This window comes from Streptomyces sp. CNQ329 (assembly GCF_000482585.1).
In genome coordinates this window covers 1-18,202 of record NZ_AXVU01000026.1, presented here as the reverse complement: position 1 = coordinate 18,202, position 18,202 = coordinate 1, and the positions used below count along the sequence as shown (strand labels likewise).

The window sequence follows — 18,202 nt, the reverse complement described above, 5'->3', positions numbered from 1 at the left end:
CTCATACTTCCTTCCGGATGTGGGCGATGATGTTCTCGGTCTGGTGTGCCGGCGGTGCCTGTGTGCATATCCGGTTGAGGGCCTCCAGGCACTGGGAGACCAGCGCGGTGTCCTCCACGTAGGCCGGGCCGGTCAGGCTCTCGCTGTAGCCGAAGTCGCCCAGCTCGGGGGCGGGGAAGCGCAGCAGGTGCAGCGGGCCGTACATGGCCGGGTGGGGCCCGGTGTCGAACGGGAGCACCTGGAGGGTGACGTTCGGCATCCGTGCGGTTTCCACCAGCCGGTCGAGCTGCGCGCGCATCGTCCGCGGCCCGCCCACGGTGCGGCGCAGGGCCGCTTCGTCGACGATGGCCCACAGCCGCAGCGGCTGGGGCTCGCGTCTGAGCAGCCCCTGGCGCTCCATGCGCAGGGCGACCCGGCGTTCGCGCTCCCCGGCGGCCAGGGGCAGGTTTCCCGCGGACAGCAGGGCGCGGGCGTAGTCCTCGGTCTGCAGCAGACCGGGCACGCAGTGCGGCTCGTACGCGCGGATGAGGGTGGCCGCCGACTCCAGGCTCACGTACAGGCCGAACTGTTCCGGCAGAACGTCGCGGAACCGGTGCCACCACCCGGGCTTGTTGGCCTCCTCGACGAGGGCGAGGAAGGAATCGATGTCCGGCTGCGGGAGCCCGTAGGTGCGCAGCAGCTTCTCCACGGAGGCGTACTTGAGGCCGACTTCGGCCTTCTCCATGCGCCGGACGCTGGTGGCGTTGACGCGCAGCGCCCTGGCGGCCTGCTCGGGCGTGAACCCGGCGCTCTCGCGCAGGTTCTGCAGGCGGCGGCCCAGCACGATCTGGCCGGCGGTGGGGGCCGAGTGGCCGGATAGGGTCGCCGCACCCACCTCGCCGCCCGCTCGCGGAGCCATGGTCTGCACCTCCCGTACCGACTCGGGGCGTTGTCGGTGAGTTTGTCGGTGCGAAGTGTGCCACGCAGGGGGGATCGGTCGCAGCGTTATGCATTCCCGTGTGTGCAGTCTGCAAAACGACGCTTGCGATCCGTCACCGGCGCACGCATAGTTGGCCTGTGACGCCGTTCACATGGCCGACGCCCGCCCACGTGCGAAGCTCCGTGGCGGCCGGACGCCGTGGCCCCACTCGACGGACGTACGGAAGGCATCCGGCCCATGGCCCCCTCATCCCACAGCGCGCTCGGCACCACGGCTGACTTCGAGGCCGCGGCGCACGGCGAGAGCTTCGAACTCGTGGCGCGTGCCGCCGCGGTGGCCGAAGCGCGCGCGCATGTCAGGCGGCTGGTCAGCCGCTGGCGGTTATGCGACGACGTGTGCGGCGCGGCGCAGTTGGTGATCTCCGAGCTGGTGACGAATGCCGTGCTGCACGCGGGCGGCAGCAGGATCGTCTGCCGGCTCACGCTGCGTTCGCCGGGGGTGCGGCTGGAGGTGCGGGACCAGGGCGGCGCCTACGGCGTCCCGATCCGTACGGTCGCGGGGCCGGAGGACGAGTGCGGGCGCGGGCTGGGGCTCGTGGCGGCGGTGAGCGAGGCGTGGGGGACGGAGCCGTCGGGGGCGGGGTTCGCGGTGTGGGCGACGATCGGGGTGCCGAGAGCGGCGTGAACCCCGCCTCCACCGCGGCGCCGGCGGCCTATCCGGCCGGCCCGGCGCTCGGCAGGGAACGCTGCATCAGCACCGTGTCGAGCCACTTCCCGTGCTTGAACCCCACCTGCGTCAGCCGGCCCACCTGCGTGAACCCGTACCGCCTGTGCAGCCGCGGCGAGGTGTCGTCACCGGTGTCGGCGATCACCGCCATGATCTGCCGCACGTCCGCCTCCGCGCACCGGTCGACCAGTTCCGCCAGCAGCGCGCCGCCGATGCCCTGCCCCGTCCGGCCGGGCGCGAGGTAGATGGAGTTCTCGACGGTGTGCCGGTAGGCCGGCTTGGGCCGCCAGGGTGCGGCGTAGGCGTAACCGGCGACGTTCCCGGCCGCCTCGGCGACGAGGAACGGCAGGCCGCGGTCCGTCAGCTCGTGCAGCCGCTGCTGCCAGTACCCGGGCGGCGGCGGGGTCTCCTCGAAGGTGATCACCGTGTCGGTGACGTAGTACGTGTAGATCTCGGCGATCTCCGCCAGGTCCTGGGGTGCGGCGGGGCGGACGAGGGCCGCCGGCTGGGAGGTAGACACGTGACCATTGTGCGCCCCGCGGGAAGGGGGCGGTCCTGCCGGCTGGCCGGGGGTGCGGGACCGGCGCGCGCCCCCGGCCGGCCGCTACGCGCCCTCCGCCGCCGTGCCCGGCAGCCCCAGCAGGTCTTCCGTGCTGCCGGCCTCGGCCGGCAGCGCGTCGAGCGCGGCGGCGATCGTCCGCTCCTCGAAGCGGAAGTGCGACTCCATGATCGCGCCCAGCCCCTCCAACTCGCCCCGCACCCGCGCCGCGTCCCGCTCGTCCGGGTCCTCGGGCACGTCGTCGAGCACCCGTTCCAGGCTCTGCAGGAGGCCGCTCACCAGGGCGTGGTCCTCCGTCATCTTCTCGATCAGCGGCCGCAGGTCCGGGTGGCGCGCGGCGAGCGCGGGGAACGCGCCGCGGTCCTCGCCGGTGTGGTGCGAGGTCAGCGCGGTGCAGAAGGCGAGGCAGTGGGTCTTGAGATCGCGCGGCCGGGGGCCGCCGGCCAGATAGTCGTCGGTTTCGGTACGGAGCCGGGCCAGCTCGGCACGGAGCCTGTGGTGGATGGCGACGAGTTCGTCGCCGAAGGCGGCGAACCGCGCACGGGGTTCGGTGGACATGGCGCCATCCGATCACGGCGCGGCGGGACCCCGGATCCTCCCCAGGAGGGAGGGGGCCGGTACAAGCGGCCGGCCGCGTGAACTATGAGGCATCGGCCGTGTCCGCGGCGTGGCCGGCCCCGCGCCGGTTCACCGGGGAATATGCTGCACGGCACCTCCTGTCCCTGCCGCGGGCGGCGCGGCAGGGACAGGAACGGGACGGGCACAGCCTCGCTCAGGGCGTGCGGCCGATGAAGGCCAGCAGGCGGGTCTGCACGTCGGCGTCCTCCGGAACTCCGACGCGCGGCCCGTAGTGACCGCTGGCGCGCAGCACCTCGTCCATCGGCAGCATCCCCGCGAGCAGGGCGGCGCACTTGGCCGGATCCAGCCGCTCGTCCTGGCCGGTGGCCCGGGCCAGATCCCAGGTGTGCATGAAGACGTCGCCGGTGTAGAAGCGGTCGATCGCCCGGGGCAGCGGGTGGTCGCCGGCCCTCGGGTGCGACAGGGTCCTCTCCCCCGTGGCCGGGTCGTCCAGGAGGGCCTGCACGGCGTCGCTGTGGACCTGCCAGGCCGCCACCGGGTCGTCGTCGACCGAGGGGCCCTTCGGCAGCTCGATACCGGCGCCCTCCTTCAGAAAGCCGGGGAACCACTCGACGAGGTGCCGTACGACGTCCCTGGCGGCCCACCCCTCGCACGGCGCCGGGTCGTCCCACCTGCCCGACGGCACGCCGCGGGCGCGCGCGGTGAACTCACCGGCGATCCGGCGGTGCTCGTCGGCGGCCTGCGTGCCGTCGAGCAGGTCGTCGAGCCGCTCGTACCCCTCGCGGATGCCGGTCTCGGCGCCGCTGGCGATCATCCCGTCCCGGGATTCGAGGGAGTCCATCAGCGAGGTGGAGGTCAGCCGGGTGCGCCCGCCGAGGTCCTCGAAGACGGCGGTCTCCAGGCTGACGCTGTCGGGCATGCCCTCGTAGGTGAAGGTCTGGACGATGCGCTCGGTGGGACGCACCTCGTGGAACACGCCGTGGAAGGCGTACTCGTTGCCCTCCTCGTCGGCGTGGACGTAGCGGTACGAGCCGTCGGTACGGGCGTCGTAGCGGTCGATGGTCATGGTCAGCCCGTGCGGACCGAGCCACTGGACGACCAGGTCGGGGTCGGTGTGCGCACGGAACACCCGCTCGGGCGGGGCCTCGAACTCCCGGGTGATCACGATGGTGGGCAGCGACGGGTCGACGGTGATCCCGGTCTCGTTGCGGTGGCGGGTGTGCGTGGTGCTCATGAGGCTTCTGCTTCCTTCATCGTCCGGGGGTTCGTCGCCGGCGGCCCGTCCTGGGCGTCCATCCGCTCCAGGAGCGTGTCCAGGCGGCGGTGGCGTTCCTCCGCCGCGCGCCGGTAGCGCTCGATCCACTTCGTCATGAGGTCGAAGACCTCCGCCTCCAGGTGGCAGGGCCGCCGCTGGGCGTCCCGGGTGCGGCTGACCAGGCCGGCGTCCTCCAGCACGCGGATGTGCTTGGAGACGGCCTGCACGCTCACGTCGTACGGCTCGGCCAGCTCGTTGACGGTGGCGTCACCCGCCGTGAGGCGGGCCACGATGTCGCGCCGGGTCGGGTCCGCCAGCGCGGAGAACACCAGGGACAGCCGCTCGTCGGGCTCGGGCTCGGGGACCGAGGTCATCTCACATCCTCAACTGATTGGTTGAATAAAACCTAACCCGGCTCCCAGGCTTTTTCAATCATTCGGTTGAATAACCTGCTCGTAGACGCACGCAGACGGGGTCGTCGCCCTCAGCACCGACGGAGTCACCGGCCACACGCCGCATGGCCGGCGGACGGCTCGACCCCGGCGGCGCTCGCCGGATATCCGGCGGTGAGCGTGCCGGCGGGGTTCGCGTTCGGTCTGCCGGTCGGGCTGACGTTCATGGGGACGGCGTGGAGCGAACCGACCCTGCTGCGGCTGGCGTACGCGTACGGGCAGGCGACCGCCGTACGCAGACCGCCGGAGTACCGCGCGCCGGACGTGGGTCTGTGAGCCTTCCGCCGCTCCCGCGCGTCAGTGCGCGATGCCGTCGATCAGGTCGCGCGCGCCCTGCCGCAGCAGCGCCAGCGCGACCGAGGTGCCGAGGTCGGGCGGGGTGAGCCGGCCCGCGGACTCGTGTGCGTCGAGCACGGTCTTACCGTCCGCGCTGAACACCCGGCCGCGCAGCCGGAGTTCGTCGGGCCCTGCGGTGGCGAAGCCGGCGATGGGGCTGTTGCAGTGGCCCTGCAGCACGTGCAGGAACATCCGCTCCGCCATGGCCTCGCGGTACGTCTCCGGGTGGTTCAGGTCGCTGACCAGGTCGATGGTCGCCGTGTCGTCCTCGCGGCACTGCAGCGCCAGGATCCCGGCGCCCAGCGGCGGGCACATCGTCTCCACCGGGAGCACCTCGGTGATGACGTCGGCGCGGTCGATGCGCTCCAGACCGGCGACGGCGAGCAGCAGCGCGTCGACCTCCCCGGCGTACAGCTTCGCCAGCCGGCGGTTGGCGTTGCCGCGGAACGGCACGCACTCCAGGTGCGGGTACGCGGCGGAGAGCTGCGCGATCCGGCGCACGGAGGACGTGCCGACCCGGGTGCCCGCGGGCAGGTCGTCGAGCCCGAGCCCGCCGGGGTGGATCAGGGCGTCGCGGATGTCGTCGCGGCGCAGGAACGCGGCGAACGTCGTCCCGGCCGGCAGCGGCCGGTCCGCGGGCACGTCCTTGACGCAGTGCACCGCGAGGTCCGCCTGGCCGGTGACCAGCGCGGCGTCGACCTCCTTGGTGAACGCGCCCTTGCCGTCGACCTGCGCCAGGTCGCCCAGCCACTTGTCGCCGGTGGTCTTCACCGGCACGACCGTGGTGCGGATGCCGGGGTGCAGCTCGGCCAGCCCGGCGCGGACGCGCTCGACCTGGGCGAGGGCCATGGGGGAGTCGCGCGAGACGATGCGGATGAGCTCGGGCACGGACATGGCGTCCACGATAGACCGTCAGAAACGGGCCGTCCCCCCGGGCCCGGGCGGTGTGGGCGGACACACCCCGCCCGTTCCCCGGCGGGGTCCGCCGCCCGGGAGCGGGCCGTGGGTTCCCGGGCGGCGGACGTGCCGGTCAGCGCGTGATCGACTTCCGTCAGCGGTGCCCGGCGGCGGGGACGGTGAACGACGGCGGGCCCGCGCGGAGGTCCACCGTGTACTGGCCGAGGTACGTGTCCAGGTACGGCGAGCGTTCGCCGTCCGTCGGCTCGTCGTCGGCGGTGCCGTCCAGGGCCAGGTGCAGCGTGGCGTTGCCGACCTCGATCGTCTCGCCGGAGGGGGTGTCGCGCCACGAGCCGGTCTGGATGGTGCCGATCTCCACGGCCAGCACGTGTCCGGCCGCCAGCCGCCAGTCGGTCGCCTTCAGGTCGACGGTGAACCGGCCCCGCTCAAGCAGCGAGACCTGCTCGTCGAACATCACGGCGGTGCCGTCGGGGGCGACGTCGTACAGCTTGAGCATGACGTTGCCCGAGCCCTTCGTGTTCAGTGAGATCCGCGGGGTGCCGGTGACGCGCACGTCCTGCCGGAGCGGCTCGGACCACGCGAAGAAGCTCGACGTGACCTCGCCGGCCCGCTGCCGCTTCGCGGCCTCGGCCGCCAGCCCTTCGGGGGCCGCCGGCTCCAGGACGGGGGCGTTCTCCATGTCCCACGTGCCGGACGGCTGGGCGTGCGCGCCGGGTGCCGCGCGGCCGGAGGCGGTGAGGCCGGCGCGGGCGGCGGCGCCGCCGTCGTCGATGTACGAGCCGCCGCCCAGCGGGATGCTCGCGCGCCGCTCGACGACCGGCCAGGTGCTCTGGCCGCGCCAGTCGCCGCTGTTGTCCTCCATGGCGTACGCCGGGTGACGGACGGCGGGCTTCTCGCCCTTCAGGTACTCGTCGAAGAACGCCAGCGTCTCCTCGTACCAGCCCTCGCGCCCCATCGCCAGCCGGCCGTCGGGCACCCGGTCGCCGCCGCGGACGTGGTCCCACTGGCCGAGCCAGCCGCGCTCGGGGCCGCGGTGGTTGCGCAGGTACTCCTCCATCTCCTCGGGCTTGGTGTTGGGCTCGATGAAGCCCTGTGTGACGAAGAGGGGGGTGTCGCTGCCCTTGGCGAGCCGCGGCAGGTCGCGGGACTTCCAGTGGCTGCTGTCCTGGTCGGAGATCCGGTAACCGGCGGAGTTCTCCGTCAGGCACTCCGGATGGGTCTCCTCCCAGCGGGCGTTGGCCGCGTAGCGCGGGTCGTCGTCGGCCATCGGAGGAAGGGTGGCGATGGAGTTGTAGGCGTTCGCCGTGCCCGTCACGTTGGGGCGGGGCACGCCGTTGGAGTAGATGTACTGGTACATGTCCCAGAGAGGTTCCTGTGCCACGACGGCTTTCAGCGCCTTCTGGTCCAGGTTGTTGCCGATCAGCCCGGTCACGGCGTCGTACGACTTGCCGTACATGCCGACCGCGCCCGTGGACCACGGCCGGCTCGCCGCCCAGTCGATCGCCGCCTGCACGTCGGCCTGTTCGCCGGGTCCGCCCCAGTCGAGGCAGCCCGTGGAGCCGCCGAAGCCGCGCAGGTCGACCATGACGAAGGCGTAGCCCTCCGCGAAGACGCCGGCCCCCTCGGTGAAGTCCTGGAACCGCGCGGAGGGTCCGGTGTGCGACCAGCCCTCGTCGCCGGTCGCTCCGGCGTGTGCGAAGTACGGCCCGACGGACAGGATGACGGGCACCTCCTCGCCCTTCTCCAGCCCTCCGGGCAGGAGCACGTCGGCATGGAGTTCGGTGCCGGAGTCGTCGGCGGAGGGGAAGTAGTGCTGGGTCCATTCCGCGCCCTCGGGCACGCGGTCGTTCTCGTCGTGCGTGACGGGATCGGTGGCGGTGGCGATACGGGCCCGGGGGGCGCTCTCCGCGGCCCCGGGCACGGCGGTGGCGGGCCCGGCGAGAGCGCCGGTCGCCGCGAGGGTGACGGCGAGCGCGGAGGCGGCCCAGGCGGCGTTGCGTCTCTTCACATTCTCCTCCGGTGTGACGGTACGGAGTTGTGGGGGGACGGCGGTCGGGCGCAGCCGGGGGACCACGCGTCGCGGGTATGCCCGGGGCCGACGCGTGGAGCGTATGATCAACGTCGCGTACACGTCAATGAGCCCGCGCGGTGGGGAAGACGGTCGGCCGTGCGGGCTCCTGGAAGCGGTGATGCCGGCCGGTGGCGCTAGACGGTGGCGCCCCTGCCGATCCGCGGCACGGCCGCGGGCGCCGGGAGGCGGCGGCGGCCGAGCAGCGGGCCGAGCAGCACCAGCGTCAGGCCGACGAGCGCCCAGCCGGTGAGGACCGCGAGCGGTCCCGCGCCTCCGTTGCCGTCGAAGTAGGCGAGGGAGCGGACCAGGGAGCCGCCCGCTCCCGGCGGCAGCCACTGGCCGAGCGTCCCCACCGGCTCCGGGAGCAGCTCGGGGGCGGAGCTGACGCCGGAGAACGGGTTGCCCAGGAGCATCACCAGCAGGCTGCCCAGGCCCATCCCCGGGCGGCCGAGCACCGCGGCGAGGCCCGCGACCCCCGCGGCGCCGGCGAGGACCGTCAGGCCCAGCGCGCCGGCCTCCGCCCACCAGTCGCCGGTCAGGGCGCCGAGCCAACTGTCCGCCACCGCGGCGGCGACGAGGCCGACCACCGCGGACGTGCCGGCCACCGCGAGCACCGCGCGACCGCCCCGCAGACCCAGCAGGGTCGTCAGCGCGCCGGCCACGATGCCGGCCAGCGACAGCGGCAGGACGCTGGAGTTGAGGGTGGAGCCGCGCGGATCGGCCGCGGGCAGCGGGACCACGTCCTCGGTGGGCACGGGCCGCCCCGCCTGCCCGCCGACGGCCTCGGCGAGCAACTGCGCCACGCCGGGTCCGGCGGCGGAGGCGACCAGCAGCTCGGGTCCGCGGGGGGTGGCGACGACGGCGCCGTAGACCTCCCGCTCCTCGATGGCGGTACGGGCGGCGGCCGCGCCGGCGTACGTGTGCACCTCGAAGGCGCCGTCCCGCTCGGACAGGTGCGCCTTGACCGGCGCCGTGGCCTGCGCGGGGCCGGCGACGCCGACGGGCAGATCGCGCGGCGCGAGCCGGGCGCCGGGCCAGACGAAGGCCCAGAGGGCGAGGGTGATCAGGGCGGGGACCAGGACGACGACCGCGAGCAGGCTGCGGGTGGAGGACATCGGGAAGCCTCGATCGTAAAGAGAAGGATCGTTCGTTTTACGAACCTCACTCTGCGCGGGCCGTTCCGGAGTTGTCAAGAAGGAACGTTCGTTTTATGGTGGCGGCCATGGCTCGCGTATCCCAGGCACACCTGGACGCCCGGCGCCGGCAGATCCTGGACGGCGCACGCCGCTGCTTCACGCGCAACGGGTTCCACGCCACGTCCATGCAGGACGTCTTCCAGGAGACCGGGCTGTCCTCGGGCGCCGTCTACCGCTACTTCCGCGGCAAGAGCGACCTGATCACGGCCGTCGCCGAGGAGGCGTTCGAGCGGATGCGGCGAGCCTTCGAGTCCGCCGGCCGCGAGGCCCCGCTGCGCCCCCTCGGCGACGTGATCGACGAGGTGCTGAGCCACGTGCTGGAAGAGCAGGCCCAGGAGTCGGGGATCGACCGCCCCGGCGCGTTCGCCGAACTGATCGTGCAGGTGTGGAGCGAGACCCTGCGCGACCGGGAGCTGGCCGCGACGCTGAACGCAGGGTACGACCGGATGCGCGTCATGTGGGCCGAGGTCGTCCGCACGTACCAGGAGGCGGGTCAGCTCCGCGCGGACGTCCCGACCGACCACGTGGTACGCGCGCTGATGGCGCTCGTCCAGGGATTCATCGTGCAGTGCGCGGTGTTCCAGGACGTCGAGGTCGAACTCCGCAGCGGTCTGCGCGCGCTGCTGTCGCCCGACACCTGAGCCGGCCGGCCGGACGCCGGTCGGCCGGGGCGCTTCATGTCAGCCGCAGAACGCCTCGTTAAGGAGTGCGTCCACGGAGTCGTCGAGATCGGCGCGGTGGTCGGGGGTGAGCGCGACGGTGACGCGACGGCGCAGGTCGGCCGTGGTGAACGACCGGCTCTGTAGGTCAGCGCGTCGCCGTCGTTGCCGTAGACCGTGATCCCGCACGCCGGGTCCTTCCCCGGCCAGCCCCAGCCCGTACGTCCGGCCGCCGGGCGACGGTGTGCGCATCTCGTCCAGCAGGCGGTCCGGCAGCAGCCGCCCGCCGAGCAGCGCGGCGAAGACCGGTCGAGATCGCCGGCCGTGGAGATCATCTCGCCTGCCGCGCCGAAGAGCGAGGGGTTCATCTCGGTGAAGTCGACCAGCTCCGTCCCGCCGCCGTCCCGCTCGACCGGGACGCAGCCGCGCGGATGCGCACCGCGGATGCGCGGGTACGTACCCGGCAGGTGCCGCACGGTGATGCGGCCGCCGTCCGGGACGCCGTGCGGAAGCCACCGGTCGACCGGGTCGTCCAGGTCCACCCGCGCTCTCGCCCCGCCCGTGTCGGCGTATCGGGCCGGGCTACCCCCACCCGGTACGCGCCCCGGACGCGCGCGGGCCCTCGGCCGGGCCGTACCCGGGTCGCCCCGGGCCGGCCCGGCCTCGGGCCGTGCCGACAGGTCGGACCGCGTCCGGCCTTACTTTCGTGCCGCCTTCTGCCGGAAAGCCACCGTCATGCCCATGGCCATCAGTCCCAGCAGGGCCGTCGCGCCGCCGACGAAGCAGTTGCTCCAGATGGCGCCGTTGGGGGCGGTGTTGGCGCTGGTGACCACCCAGGGAGAGATCACGAGCCACGCCCCCAGGGGCACGGCCAGCCAGGCCAGGCCCGACGTCCGCTCCGGTGCGAGCGCCAGCGCGAGTCCGATCAGGCCGACGGTGATGCCGACGATGAGGTTGTTGATGGTGAGGGCGGTGTTCCCCGTGAAGTGCACGACCCAGGGCGAAATCGCGGCAAACAAGCCGGCGAGCAGGATCAGTCCTTCGAGGGCAACCACACCACCCCCGGCCGTCGTGCGATCGAAACGCTCACGCATCTCGCCCACGTCGGGGTGCGAGGTCATGTCGGTGGTGTGTTGCTGATACGACATGGTTGCTGCCTCCTCTCCAGGAGAGTCGGGTGCATCCCCTTAAGACACGATACGCCCGTTTGGGTGTCTGATGCTCGCCCGGCTGGATCAGAACCCGGTCGCGCTCCCCGGCGAGGGGCCGACACGGCGCTCCGGCCGGGTGCGGACGGGGGTGTACGGCCCGGGCCGTAGGGCGGTCACCGGGCCGCCAGCGGCTCCGCGGCGAGGGGTACTTCTTGACCGCGTGGTTCACAAGCCGGCCGTGGATCTTCCCGGCGGGCGGCTGCGGTGTGCATGCCCCACCGGTCACCGCAGTCCGTCGCGGTGCCGGTACGACAGGTAGTCGTCCGGTGGGGACGGCGCGGCGGTGCCCCCGCGGCGCCGGCGTGAACTCGCCGTGCCGCACGGCAGTGTGGCGGCGGTGTGGTGCGCGCGGAGCTCCCCGCGCGCGGGCCGGCCGGTGGCGGTCAGTCCGCGGGGCGCAGCAGGACGTGGACGTGCTCGGCGCTCGGCGGGGCGGGCCGGCCGCCGGGGTCGGTGACCCCGGCGACATCGAGTCCGGCGACGGCCGCCAGGGTCCTGAAGCCGTCGCGGGTGTACCAGTGCAGCACCCGCGGGCGTTCGGTGATGCTGCTGCCCGAGGGGTGGTAGCGCTCGTAGCGCAGCAGCGTCGTCTGGGTGCGGGTGTGTTCGTCGCGGCTCTCGGAGACGATGCTGACCCGCAGTTCGGCACCGTCCGGCGCGGTGGCGGTACGGGTCCGGCCGACCTTGGCCGCGGCGGTGGGCGGGGGCAGGTGCAGCGGGATCAGCGCGGTGCCGCCCGGGGTGAGGTGGGCGCGGATGCCGCGCAGGGCGGCCAGCGCGGTCGCGTCGTCGGGCAGCAGGTTGAACGTCGGCCCGGCGAGGAAGACGGCCGCGTACCGGCGGGGCAGGTCCAGCGCCTCCATGCGCTGGTGGAAGAGGGTGACCGGCAGGCCCTCCGCGGTGGCGCGGCGGCGCAGGCGGTCCAGCATGTCCGCGGAGGAGTCGACGCCGTCCACGTCCAGCCCGCGGCGGCGCAGTTCCAGCAGCGGCTCGCCGTCGCCGCAGCCCAGCTCCAGCGCGGGCGTACCGGCCTCTTCGACGAAGGCGGCGTACGGCTCGGGGTCCTGGGTGACGGACCTCAGCAGCCCGTACAGTTCCGCGACGATTCCGGTGTAGAAGTCTGCTGGATCCATGTTCGCCACCTTATGCGGGTGGCGGTGGGCGTCGCGGTTCCCCGGTGGGGTACGTCACCCGCGTTCCGCACCGGCCGCGGGCGCCGCCGCCCTGTTCGCCGTGCGCTCACCCGTGGCGCCAGGCCGGGTTCGCGGGCAGGCCGCGCGAAATCGCGGACGGCGCGGGCCCCTTCGGCCGTCCCGGCGTGCGTCCCGGCGGGAAAGGGGCGGTGTCCCGTGCCTACCGAGTGCCGCGCCCGTCGGCGTGGGGCGACCGCGCCCGGGGACCGGCCAGGCGGAAGTGCCGGACGATCTCCGCCGGGGCGCCGGCGTCGGACGCGCACGATCAGCGGTTCGGCCGAGAGGTGCGCACCCCGGCCGCGTTGACGGGGGCCGCCGGGGCCGGTCGGTGTCATCCTGGTATGGCTACCTTTGGCGGATTTCATGCGGAGGGGTCCCATGGGCAGGGCAGACACCACCGGGCACGTGCGCGAGCGGGCGGCGGAGGCCCCCGATCTCTTCGCGGAGTTACGTGAACGCGAGTTCGGATATCTGGACGAGGGCGGGCACACCTACCTCGACCACACCGGCGCGGGACTGCCGCCGCGCTCCCTCGTCGCGGGCAGCGCCCGGCGCATCACCGGCGGGCTGTTCGGCAACCCGCACTCCGAGAGCCCCGCCTCGCGGGCCTCCGGTGACCGGCTCGCCGAAGCCCGCGAAGCGGTGCTGCGCTACTTCAACGCCGACCCCGCCGAGTACGCCGTGATCTTCACGCCCAACGCCACCGGCGCGCTGCGCCTGGTCGGGGAGGGCTACCCGCTCCGCCGCGGCAGCCGGCTCGTCCTGTCCCTCGACAACCACAACTCCGTCAACGGACTGCGGGAGTACGCGCGGGCGCACGGAGCGGTCGTCGAGTACGTCCCGTTGCGCACGCCGGACCTGGGGATCGACGAGGAACGGATGCACGCCGCTTTGTCGGTACGCGGCCGGCGGCCCGGCTTCGCCTACGGGCACGACCGCCCCCGGGGGCTGCTGGCCTACCCGGCGCAGAGCAACTTCACCGGCGTCCAGCACTCCCTGGAGTGGATCGCCATCGCCCAGGCCCACGGCTACGACGTCGTGCTCGACGCGGCGGCGTACGTCCCCACCAACGCCCTCGACCTCGGCCGCCACCACCCGGACTTCACCGTCGTGAGCTGGTACAAGCTCTTCGGCCACCCCACCGGTGTCGGCGCCCTCGTCGCCCGCCGGACGGCGCTGGCGAAGCTGCGGCGCCCGTGGTTCGCCGGCGGCACGATCTACGCCGTCAGCGCGCAGGCGCAGTGGCACGTCCTCGCCGACGGCGAGGCGGCGTTCGAGGACGGGACCGTCAACTTCCTCGCCATACCGGACGTCACCGCCGGGCTCGCCTGGGTCGAGCGCATCGGCATCGACCGCGTCCACGACCATGTCGACGCGCTGACGGGGCGTCTGCTCGCGGGCCTGCGGACGCTGCGGCACAGCGACGGCTCGCCGCTGATCCGGGTGTACGGGCCCGTCCGGGCCGGTGCGGCGCGCGGCGGCACGGTCGCGCTGAACGTCCTCGACGCCGCCGGCGGCGTCGTCGACGAGCGCGTCATCATCCGCGACAGCGCCGCGTCCGGGATCTCCCTGCGCACCGGCTGCTTCTGCAATCCGGGCGCCGGCGAGGCGGCCTTCGCCCTCTCGCCCCGCAAGCTGCGCCGGGCGGCCCGCCGCCGGCTCGGCTCGCTGGAGGACTATCTGCGGCTGCTGCACCTGCCCTCGGCGGGCGCGGTGCGTGTCTCGCTGGGGGCGGCGTCGCAGCCCGCGGATGTCGAAACGTTTCTGTCGTTCGTGGCGGAGACCTACCGGGACCGCGTGCCCGACGCGGCGGACCTCGCGCCGCGGCTGGGCTGCTGACTGCGCGGGCCCCGGACCCCGGCCCGCATCAACGCCCCTGCCGGCTCCGCTCGGCACCGTCGCGGCACTTGCGCACCAGCACCCACCACGTCAGCGCCAGGAACACCACCGCGAACCCCGCCAGGATCAGCCACCCGCGCCCGGCCGGGTGCCCGAACGATTCCCCGTACGAGGCCAGCAGCGGCCTCCCCAGCGGCGAAGCGCCCGTACGCCACAGCGACTCCAGGCCGACCCCGCTGCCCAGCGCCTCGAACGCCCACCGGTTGGTCATCGCCAGGCTGATCGCCTCGCCGCCCGCCGTCATGCGCGGCACCGGCACGAACGCCCCCGAGAACAGCACCTGCGGAAAGCACAGCAGCGGCAGCATCAGCGTCGCCTGCCCCGGCTCCGACACCGCCGCCGACGCGAGCAGCCCGAGCGCGAGGGCGGCGGCGGAGCCCAGCACGCCGGAGACGAACAGCGAGGCGTAGGTGTCCCAGCCGGCCGGCGGCAGCCGGTCCAGCGCGCGCAGCACCGCGAGCAGCAGCGCGTCGGCGAGGGCGAGAACCGGGAGCACGGTGGTGAGTTTGGAGGCGACGTACGGGCCGATCCGCAGGCCGGCGAGCCATTCGCGGCGCACGACGGCCAGTTCGGTGCAGATCTGCAGCAGGCCGTAGGTCAGCCCGAAGAAGAACGCGCCGAAGGCGATCCAGAACATGATCATCGCGGTGGAGCCGGGATCCGGCGACGCGGGGTCGAAGGCGCCGGCCCGGAAGAGCACGGCGAACATCGCCACGATCATGACGGGAGAGCCGACGAGGACGGCGACGGAGAGGCGGTTGTGCAGCAGAAGTGCCGTGCCGCGGCGGGTGAGCAGGGCCCACTGACGCAGGGCGCCGACGCGGGCCGGAGCGGCGGCCGGAACGACGGGCCCGGCGCCCGGGGCCGGTTCATCGAACCCGGTCCCCGCGCCGGCCCCGGTCTCCGCCCCCGCCGGTGCCGTCGGGCCTGCCGGCATCCCGGCGTCCGCCTGCCCGGGGATGTCGCCGCCGGCCCCCGCCGCCCGCGCCCCGGCCGCCACCGCCCCGTACACCTCCTCCGCCGTGTCCACGCCGAACGCCGCACACAGCCCGCCAGGTTCACCCGTGAAGGCGACCTCGCCGTCGGCCGACAGGAAGACCACCTGGTCGCCGCGGGGCAGATCGGCGAGCACGTGCGTGGTCATCACGACGGTCGTGCCCTCGTCGGCCAGCAGGCGCAGGGTGTGCATCAGATCCGCGCCGGTGGCCGGGTCGAGCCCGGACGTCGGCTCGTCGAGGAAGAGCACCCGGGGCCGGGTGAGCAACTCCACCGCGATGCTGGCCCGCTTGCGTTCGCCGCCGCTCAGAGCGCGTACCGGCGTCTCGCGGCGCGAGGTCAGCCCCAGCGTCGCCAGCACGCGGTCGACGGTCGCGGCGACGGCTCCGGCCGGTGTCCCCGGCGGCATCCGCAGGCCGGCCGCGTACACCAGCGTGCGGTGCAGCGGCAGCTCGCGGTGGATGATGTCCTCCTGCGGCACGTACCCGAACTCCGGCCCCGGCGGCCCCGGCGGCGCCCCGTCGTGCCACACCCCGCCCTCGCTCGGCGCACTCAGCCCCGCCAGCGTCTGCAGCAGAACCGTCTTGCCGGCGCCGCTGCTCCCGGCGATCACGGTGAGGGTCCCCGGAGCGACGTCGAGCGACGCCCCGCTCAGCACCCGCCCCGCCCCGCGCACGTCCCGGCTCACCCGGCGCGCGCGCAGCCGCAGGCCGCCGGGGGGCGAAACGGTCACACCGGCGGAGACACCCGGGCGCGGGGGCGGCGTCGACATGTGTGCAGCATGCCAGGGGAACGGGGTGACGGTCCCCCGCGGCTCGCGCGTCGTACCAACGATCGGCCGATCCGTCAGCGGCCCCCGCCCGCCCGCTCCGCGTCCGCCCGCCAGTCCTCGGCCAGCAGGCCGAGGACCACCTCGTCCAGGAACGCGCCGAGCACCCAGGCCGAGGAGCGCAGCACCCCTTCGCGGACGAAGCCGTTGCGCTCGGCGGCGCGCAGCATGGCGGTGTTGTCCGCCAGGGTCTCGATCTGCAGCCGGCGCAGGCCGCGGACGACGAAGCCGTAATGGCAGAGGACGGCGACGATGTCGCCGCCGTAGCCCTTGCCGCGCGCGTGCGGCATGAGCCCCAGCCCGACGTGCGCGGACCGGTGGTGGTTGTCGATGCCCCACAGTCCCGCCGTGCCGATCAGCACACCGCCGTCCAGTTCCACCACGGAGAACGGGACCTGTCCTTCGTCCTTGTCGTCGACCAGCAGCGGGTTGTCCCTGGAGTCGGCCGCGATCGGCCGCCACGGTCTGCCCTGCGCCCGGGAGCCCGCGACGACGTCGTCGTAGAGGTCGGCCATCAGCGCCGGGATGTCGTCCGCGTGCCGGGCTCTGAGCCCGACCTTCGTGCCTCGTAGCATGCGTGCTTCCTAACCGGCGGAAGGCGTCCGTGGCAAACACGTCGACCAGCAACGCCGTGCACGCTCGGGGGGAACCCGGGCGATATCCGCCCCGCCGCTCGCCGGCTGTAGGACGCCGGCGGCATGTCCGTCCATCAGGTTCCGTGTCCCGGCAGGGTCGGGTGCGGAGGATGCCGGAGGGGAGCAGGGCCGGGGCCGGTCGGTGAGCACCGGCGCGGGGCCGGACCGAGCCGCCGGCGGCGGCCGGTCCGGCCCTCCCCGGGCGGCGGATTACCGGTTGAGGATCTGCTCGGCCGCGGCGGCCACGTGCTGCGCCTGGATGTCACGGCCCAGCTCGTTGGGGTGCGCGTACCACGGGAGCCACTGGTTGTCGCCGACCGCGATCTGCGAGTTCTCCAGCAGGCCGCCGACGCCCCGCTCCTCGCCGTCGCACGCCGTGTTGCCGCCGGTCCGGGCGTAGAGGTCCACGAAGACGGCGCCGCCGCCGGCCTCTGCGACGGCCTTCTTCATGGTCTCGTTCAGCCGCTGCTGGATCCGGTCGAGGACCGGCAGGGCGTCCTCGGGGACGTCGGCGAACGGCAGCTCCGACTGGCCGGACGCCGGGGCGAGGCACTTCGTGGTGTCCTCGGGCACGAGCCTGGGGTAGCCCACCAGGACGCGCTCGGCGTCGGGGGAGAAGTACGCGATGCGGTCGAGCAGCTCCTCCAGGTTCCATCCGAGGTGGGCGAACTGGTCATCCAGCCAGTTCTTCCCCTCCCCGGACTCGAAGAACTCGGCGCACTCGGCGGCCGGTACCTCCGCGTCCACCGGGTCTCCCGGCAGCAGAGCGTGCTGGTCCGACCGGAGCTCCTCGGAGCACTGCTTCAGAATGCGGGTGAAGCCCAGCGTGTTGCCGCCCATGCTGCCAACGGCCAGCCGGGTGTCGTCCTTCAGCGCCTCCTGCTGCGGCGGGACCGACATGCCGGTGCCCGGCAGCAGTTCCTGCGTCTCCCAGAAGTGGTGGACGAGCGCGCCCCCGCAGGAGACGTCCGCCTGGACGTCGAGCGTGACGCCCTTGTCCGCGAGGTGCCGGGTGGCGACGGCGGAGTAGTTCTCGTTCGCCTGGAAGCAAAGCGGCCTGTCGCCGTCCTGGTCCCAGGGGGCGATGCCGAAGTCGGCGGTGTACGAATCGCCGAAGAAGACGGTCGGTACCGGGTCGGAGGGCGCGGCGCCGGCCCCTCCCGCCGGGCCGGCGAACGCCAGGCAACTGCCCAGCGCGACGGTCGCGGCGATCAGTCGCCGCCCCACCGGAAATCTCATTGTCCTACGCATGACCGGAGACATGCCTGTGCCCTTTCGTCGGGGGCCCGCCCGGATCAGCGGGCTGCAACGCTCCGTATTCATGCATAAGCGGGGTGTGATGAGGGTGAGCCGCGACCGACGCCACTCCGACAGCACCCTCATGCGTGTCCCCGACGGCTGTTCGGCAGGGGTGCCGGCGCTCCGGCGGCCGGCGCCGCCGGAGCGCGGGATGCTCTTATGGATGTCAAGCAGCGGTTGCGAGGTGCCTTGGGGTCGCTGCGGTGGCGTTGGTGATGGTGAGGACGTGGTAGATCTCGCGGGCGACGAACCGCTTGAGGCAGCGGATGATCTCCTTCTTCGACAGGCCCTCCTTGGTTCGTCGCTCCATGTACTGCTTGGTGCGCTGGTCCCAGCGCAGGCGGCAGAGCACGATCCTGTAGAGGGCCGCGTTCGCGGCCCGGTCACCACCCCGGTTGAGCCGGTGGCGGTGGGTGCGGCCGGATGACGCGGGCAGCGGGGCGACGCCGCAGAGCATGGCGAACGCCGCT

At 73.4% G+C, this 18,202-nt stretch carries 18 protein-coding genes and 1 pseudogene; 4 read left to right on the top strand and 15 right to left on the bottom strand.

Annotation, left to right across the window (positions count from 1 at the left end; all coding sequences use genetic code 11):
* Position 1: 1 nt before the first annotated feature.
* A complete protein-coding gene (locus I003_RS0118615) occupies positions 2-898 on the bottom strand; it encodes a Scr1 family TA system antitoxin-like transcriptional regulator (RefSeq protein ID WP_051368324.1) in 897 nt (298 codons plus the stop codon).
* 258 nt (positions 899-1,156) lie between these two features.
* Between I003_RS0118615 and I003_RS0118610 the strand changes: the two genes are divergently transcribed.
* Positions 1,157-1,603, top strand: a complete 447-nt coding sequence (locus tag I003_RS0118610; RefSeq protein WP_027772881.1) for an ATP-binding protein — start codon at positions 1,157-1,159, stop codon at positions 1,601-1,603.
* Positions 1,604-1,631: 28 nt separating this feature from the next.
* On the opposite strand, the gene I003_RS0118605 is transcribed toward I003_RS0118610, so the two are convergent.
* From I003_RS0118605 to I003_RS0118590, 4 genes are all read right to left on the bottom strand, one after another.
* The gene (locus tag I003_RS0118605; RefSeq protein WP_078564158.1) at positions 1,632-2,165 is read right to left on the bottom strand and encodes a GNAT family N-acetyltransferase; all 534 of its coding nucleotides are present in this window, start codon (positions 2,163-2,165) and stop codon (positions 1,632-1,634) included.
* Positions 2,166-2,249: 84 nt separating this feature from the next.
* Positions 2,250-2,762, bottom strand: a complete 513-nt coding sequence (locus tag I003_RS0118600; RefSeq protein WP_027772879.1) for a hemerythrin domain-containing protein — start codon at positions 2,760-2,762, stop codon at positions 2,250-2,252.
* Positions 2,763-2,976: 214 nt separating this feature from the next.
* A complete protein-coding gene (locus tag I003_RS0118595; protein WP_027772878.1) occupies positions 2,977-4,017 on the bottom strand; it encodes a TIGR03086 family metal-binding protein in 1,041 nt (346 codons plus the stop codon).
* Positions 4,014-4,412 carry a metalloregulator ArsR/SmtB family transcription factor gene (locus I003_RS0118590; RefSeq protein ID WP_027772877.1) on the bottom strand — a complete coding sequence of 133 codons (399 nt, stop codon included), beginning with the start codon at positions 4,410-4,412 and terminating at the stop codon, positions 4,014-4,016. Before I003_RS0118590 ends, I003_RS0118595 begins: the two co-directional genes overlap by 4 nt.
* Before the next feature lie 159 nt (positions 4,413-4,571).
* Between I003_RS0118590 and I003_RS34940 the strand changes: the two are divergent.
* Positions 4,572-4,766: pseudogene (locus tag I003_RS34940) on the top strand (amidase family protein); the annotation flags it as partial.
* 21 nt (positions 4,767-4,787) lie between these two features.
* Here I003_RS34940 and hemC read toward each other — a convergent pair.
* The 3 genes from hemC to I003_RS0118570 form a co-directional block, all read right to left on the bottom strand.
* Complete coding sequence (gene hemC, locus I003_RS0118580; RefSeq protein ID WP_027772876.1) at positions 4,788-5,720, bottom strand: hydroxymethylbilane synthase; 933 nt, start codon at positions 5,718-5,720, stop codon at positions 4,788-4,790.
* Positions 5,721-5,877: 157 nt separating this feature from the next.
* Entirely contained in the window at positions 5,878-7,752 is a 1,875-nt protein-coding gene (locus tag I003_RS0118575) for a CocE/NonD family hydrolase (RefSeq protein ID WP_027772875.1), read from the bottom strand.
* A gap of 197 nt (positions 7,753-7,949) precedes the next feature.
* On the bottom strand, positions 7,950-8,930 hold the full coding sequence (locus tag I003_RS0118570; protein ID WP_027772874.1) for a hypothetical protein: 981 nt from the start codon (positions 8,928-8,930) through the stop codon (positions 7,950-7,952).
* Positions 8,931-9,037: 107 nt separating this feature from the next.
* Between I003_RS0118570 and I003_RS0118565 the strand changes: the two genes are divergently transcribed.
* Entirely contained in the window at positions 9,038-9,652 is a 615-nt protein-coding gene (locus I003_RS0118565) for a TetR/AcrR family transcriptional regulator (RefSeq protein WP_027772873.1), read from the top strand.
* 39 nt (positions 9,653-9,691) lie between these two features.
* Here the strand turns inward: I003_RS0118565 and I003_RS36945 are convergent, their stop codons facing one another.
* The 3 genes from I003_RS36945 to I003_RS0118550 form a co-directional block, all read right to left on the bottom strand.
* Positions 9,692-9,922: a hypothetical protein gene (locus tag I003_RS36945; protein WP_486584283.1), complete on the bottom strand. Its 231-nt coding sequence runs from the start codon at positions 9,920-9,922 to the stop codon at positions 9,692-9,694.
* Between the two features lie 446 nt (positions 9,923-10,368).
* Positions 10,369-10,818: an SPW repeat protein gene (locus I003_RS0118555; RefSeq protein WP_027772872.1), complete on the bottom strand. Its 450-nt coding sequence runs from the start codon at positions 10,816-10,818 to the stop codon at positions 10,369-10,371.
* A 446-nt stretch (positions 10,819-11,264) separates the two neighbouring features.
* The gene (locus tag I003_RS0118550; protein WP_027772871.1) at positions 11,265-12,014 is read right to left on the bottom strand and encodes a class I SAM-dependent methyltransferase; all 750 of its coding nucleotides are present in this window, start codon (positions 12,012-12,014) and stop codon (positions 11,265-11,267) included.
* Between the two features lie 438 nt (positions 12,015-12,452).
* On the opposite strand from I003_RS0118550, the gene I003_RS0118545 reads away from it, so the two are divergent.
* The gene (locus I003_RS0118545; protein ID WP_027772870.1) at positions 12,453-13,913 is read left to right on the top strand and encodes an aminotransferase class V-fold PLP-dependent enzyme; all 1,461 of its coding nucleotides are present in this window, start codon (positions 12,453-12,455) and stop codon (positions 13,911-13,913) included.
* 28 nt (positions 13,914-13,941) lie between these two features.
* On the opposite strand, the gene I003_RS0118540 is transcribed toward I003_RS0118545, so the two are convergent.
* The 4 genes from I003_RS0118540 to I003_RS32630 all read right to left on the bottom strand — a co-directional run.
* Entirely contained in the window at positions 13,942-15,741 is a 1,800-nt protein-coding gene (locus I003_RS0118540) for an ATP-binding cassette domain-containing protein (RefSeq protein ID WP_486584282.1), read from the bottom strand.
* A gap of 74 nt (positions 15,742-15,815) precedes the next feature.
* A complete protein-coding gene (locus I003_RS0118535) occupies positions 15,816-16,373 on the bottom strand; it encodes a GNAT family N-acetyltransferase (protein ID WP_027772868.1) in 558 nt (185 codons plus the stop codon).
* Between the two features lie 270 nt (positions 16,374-16,643).
* Positions 16,644-17,660, bottom strand: a complete 1,017-nt coding sequence (locus tag I003_RS0118530) for an SGNH/GDSL hydrolase family protein (RefSeq protein WP_486584281.1) — start codon at positions 17,658-17,660, stop codon at positions 16,644-16,646.
* A 238-nt stretch (positions 17,661-17,898) separates the two neighbouring features.
* The coding region (locus I003_RS32630; RefSeq protein ID WP_158689006.1) for a transposase at positions 17,899-18,202 on the bottom strand (304 nt) is incomplete at its 5' end.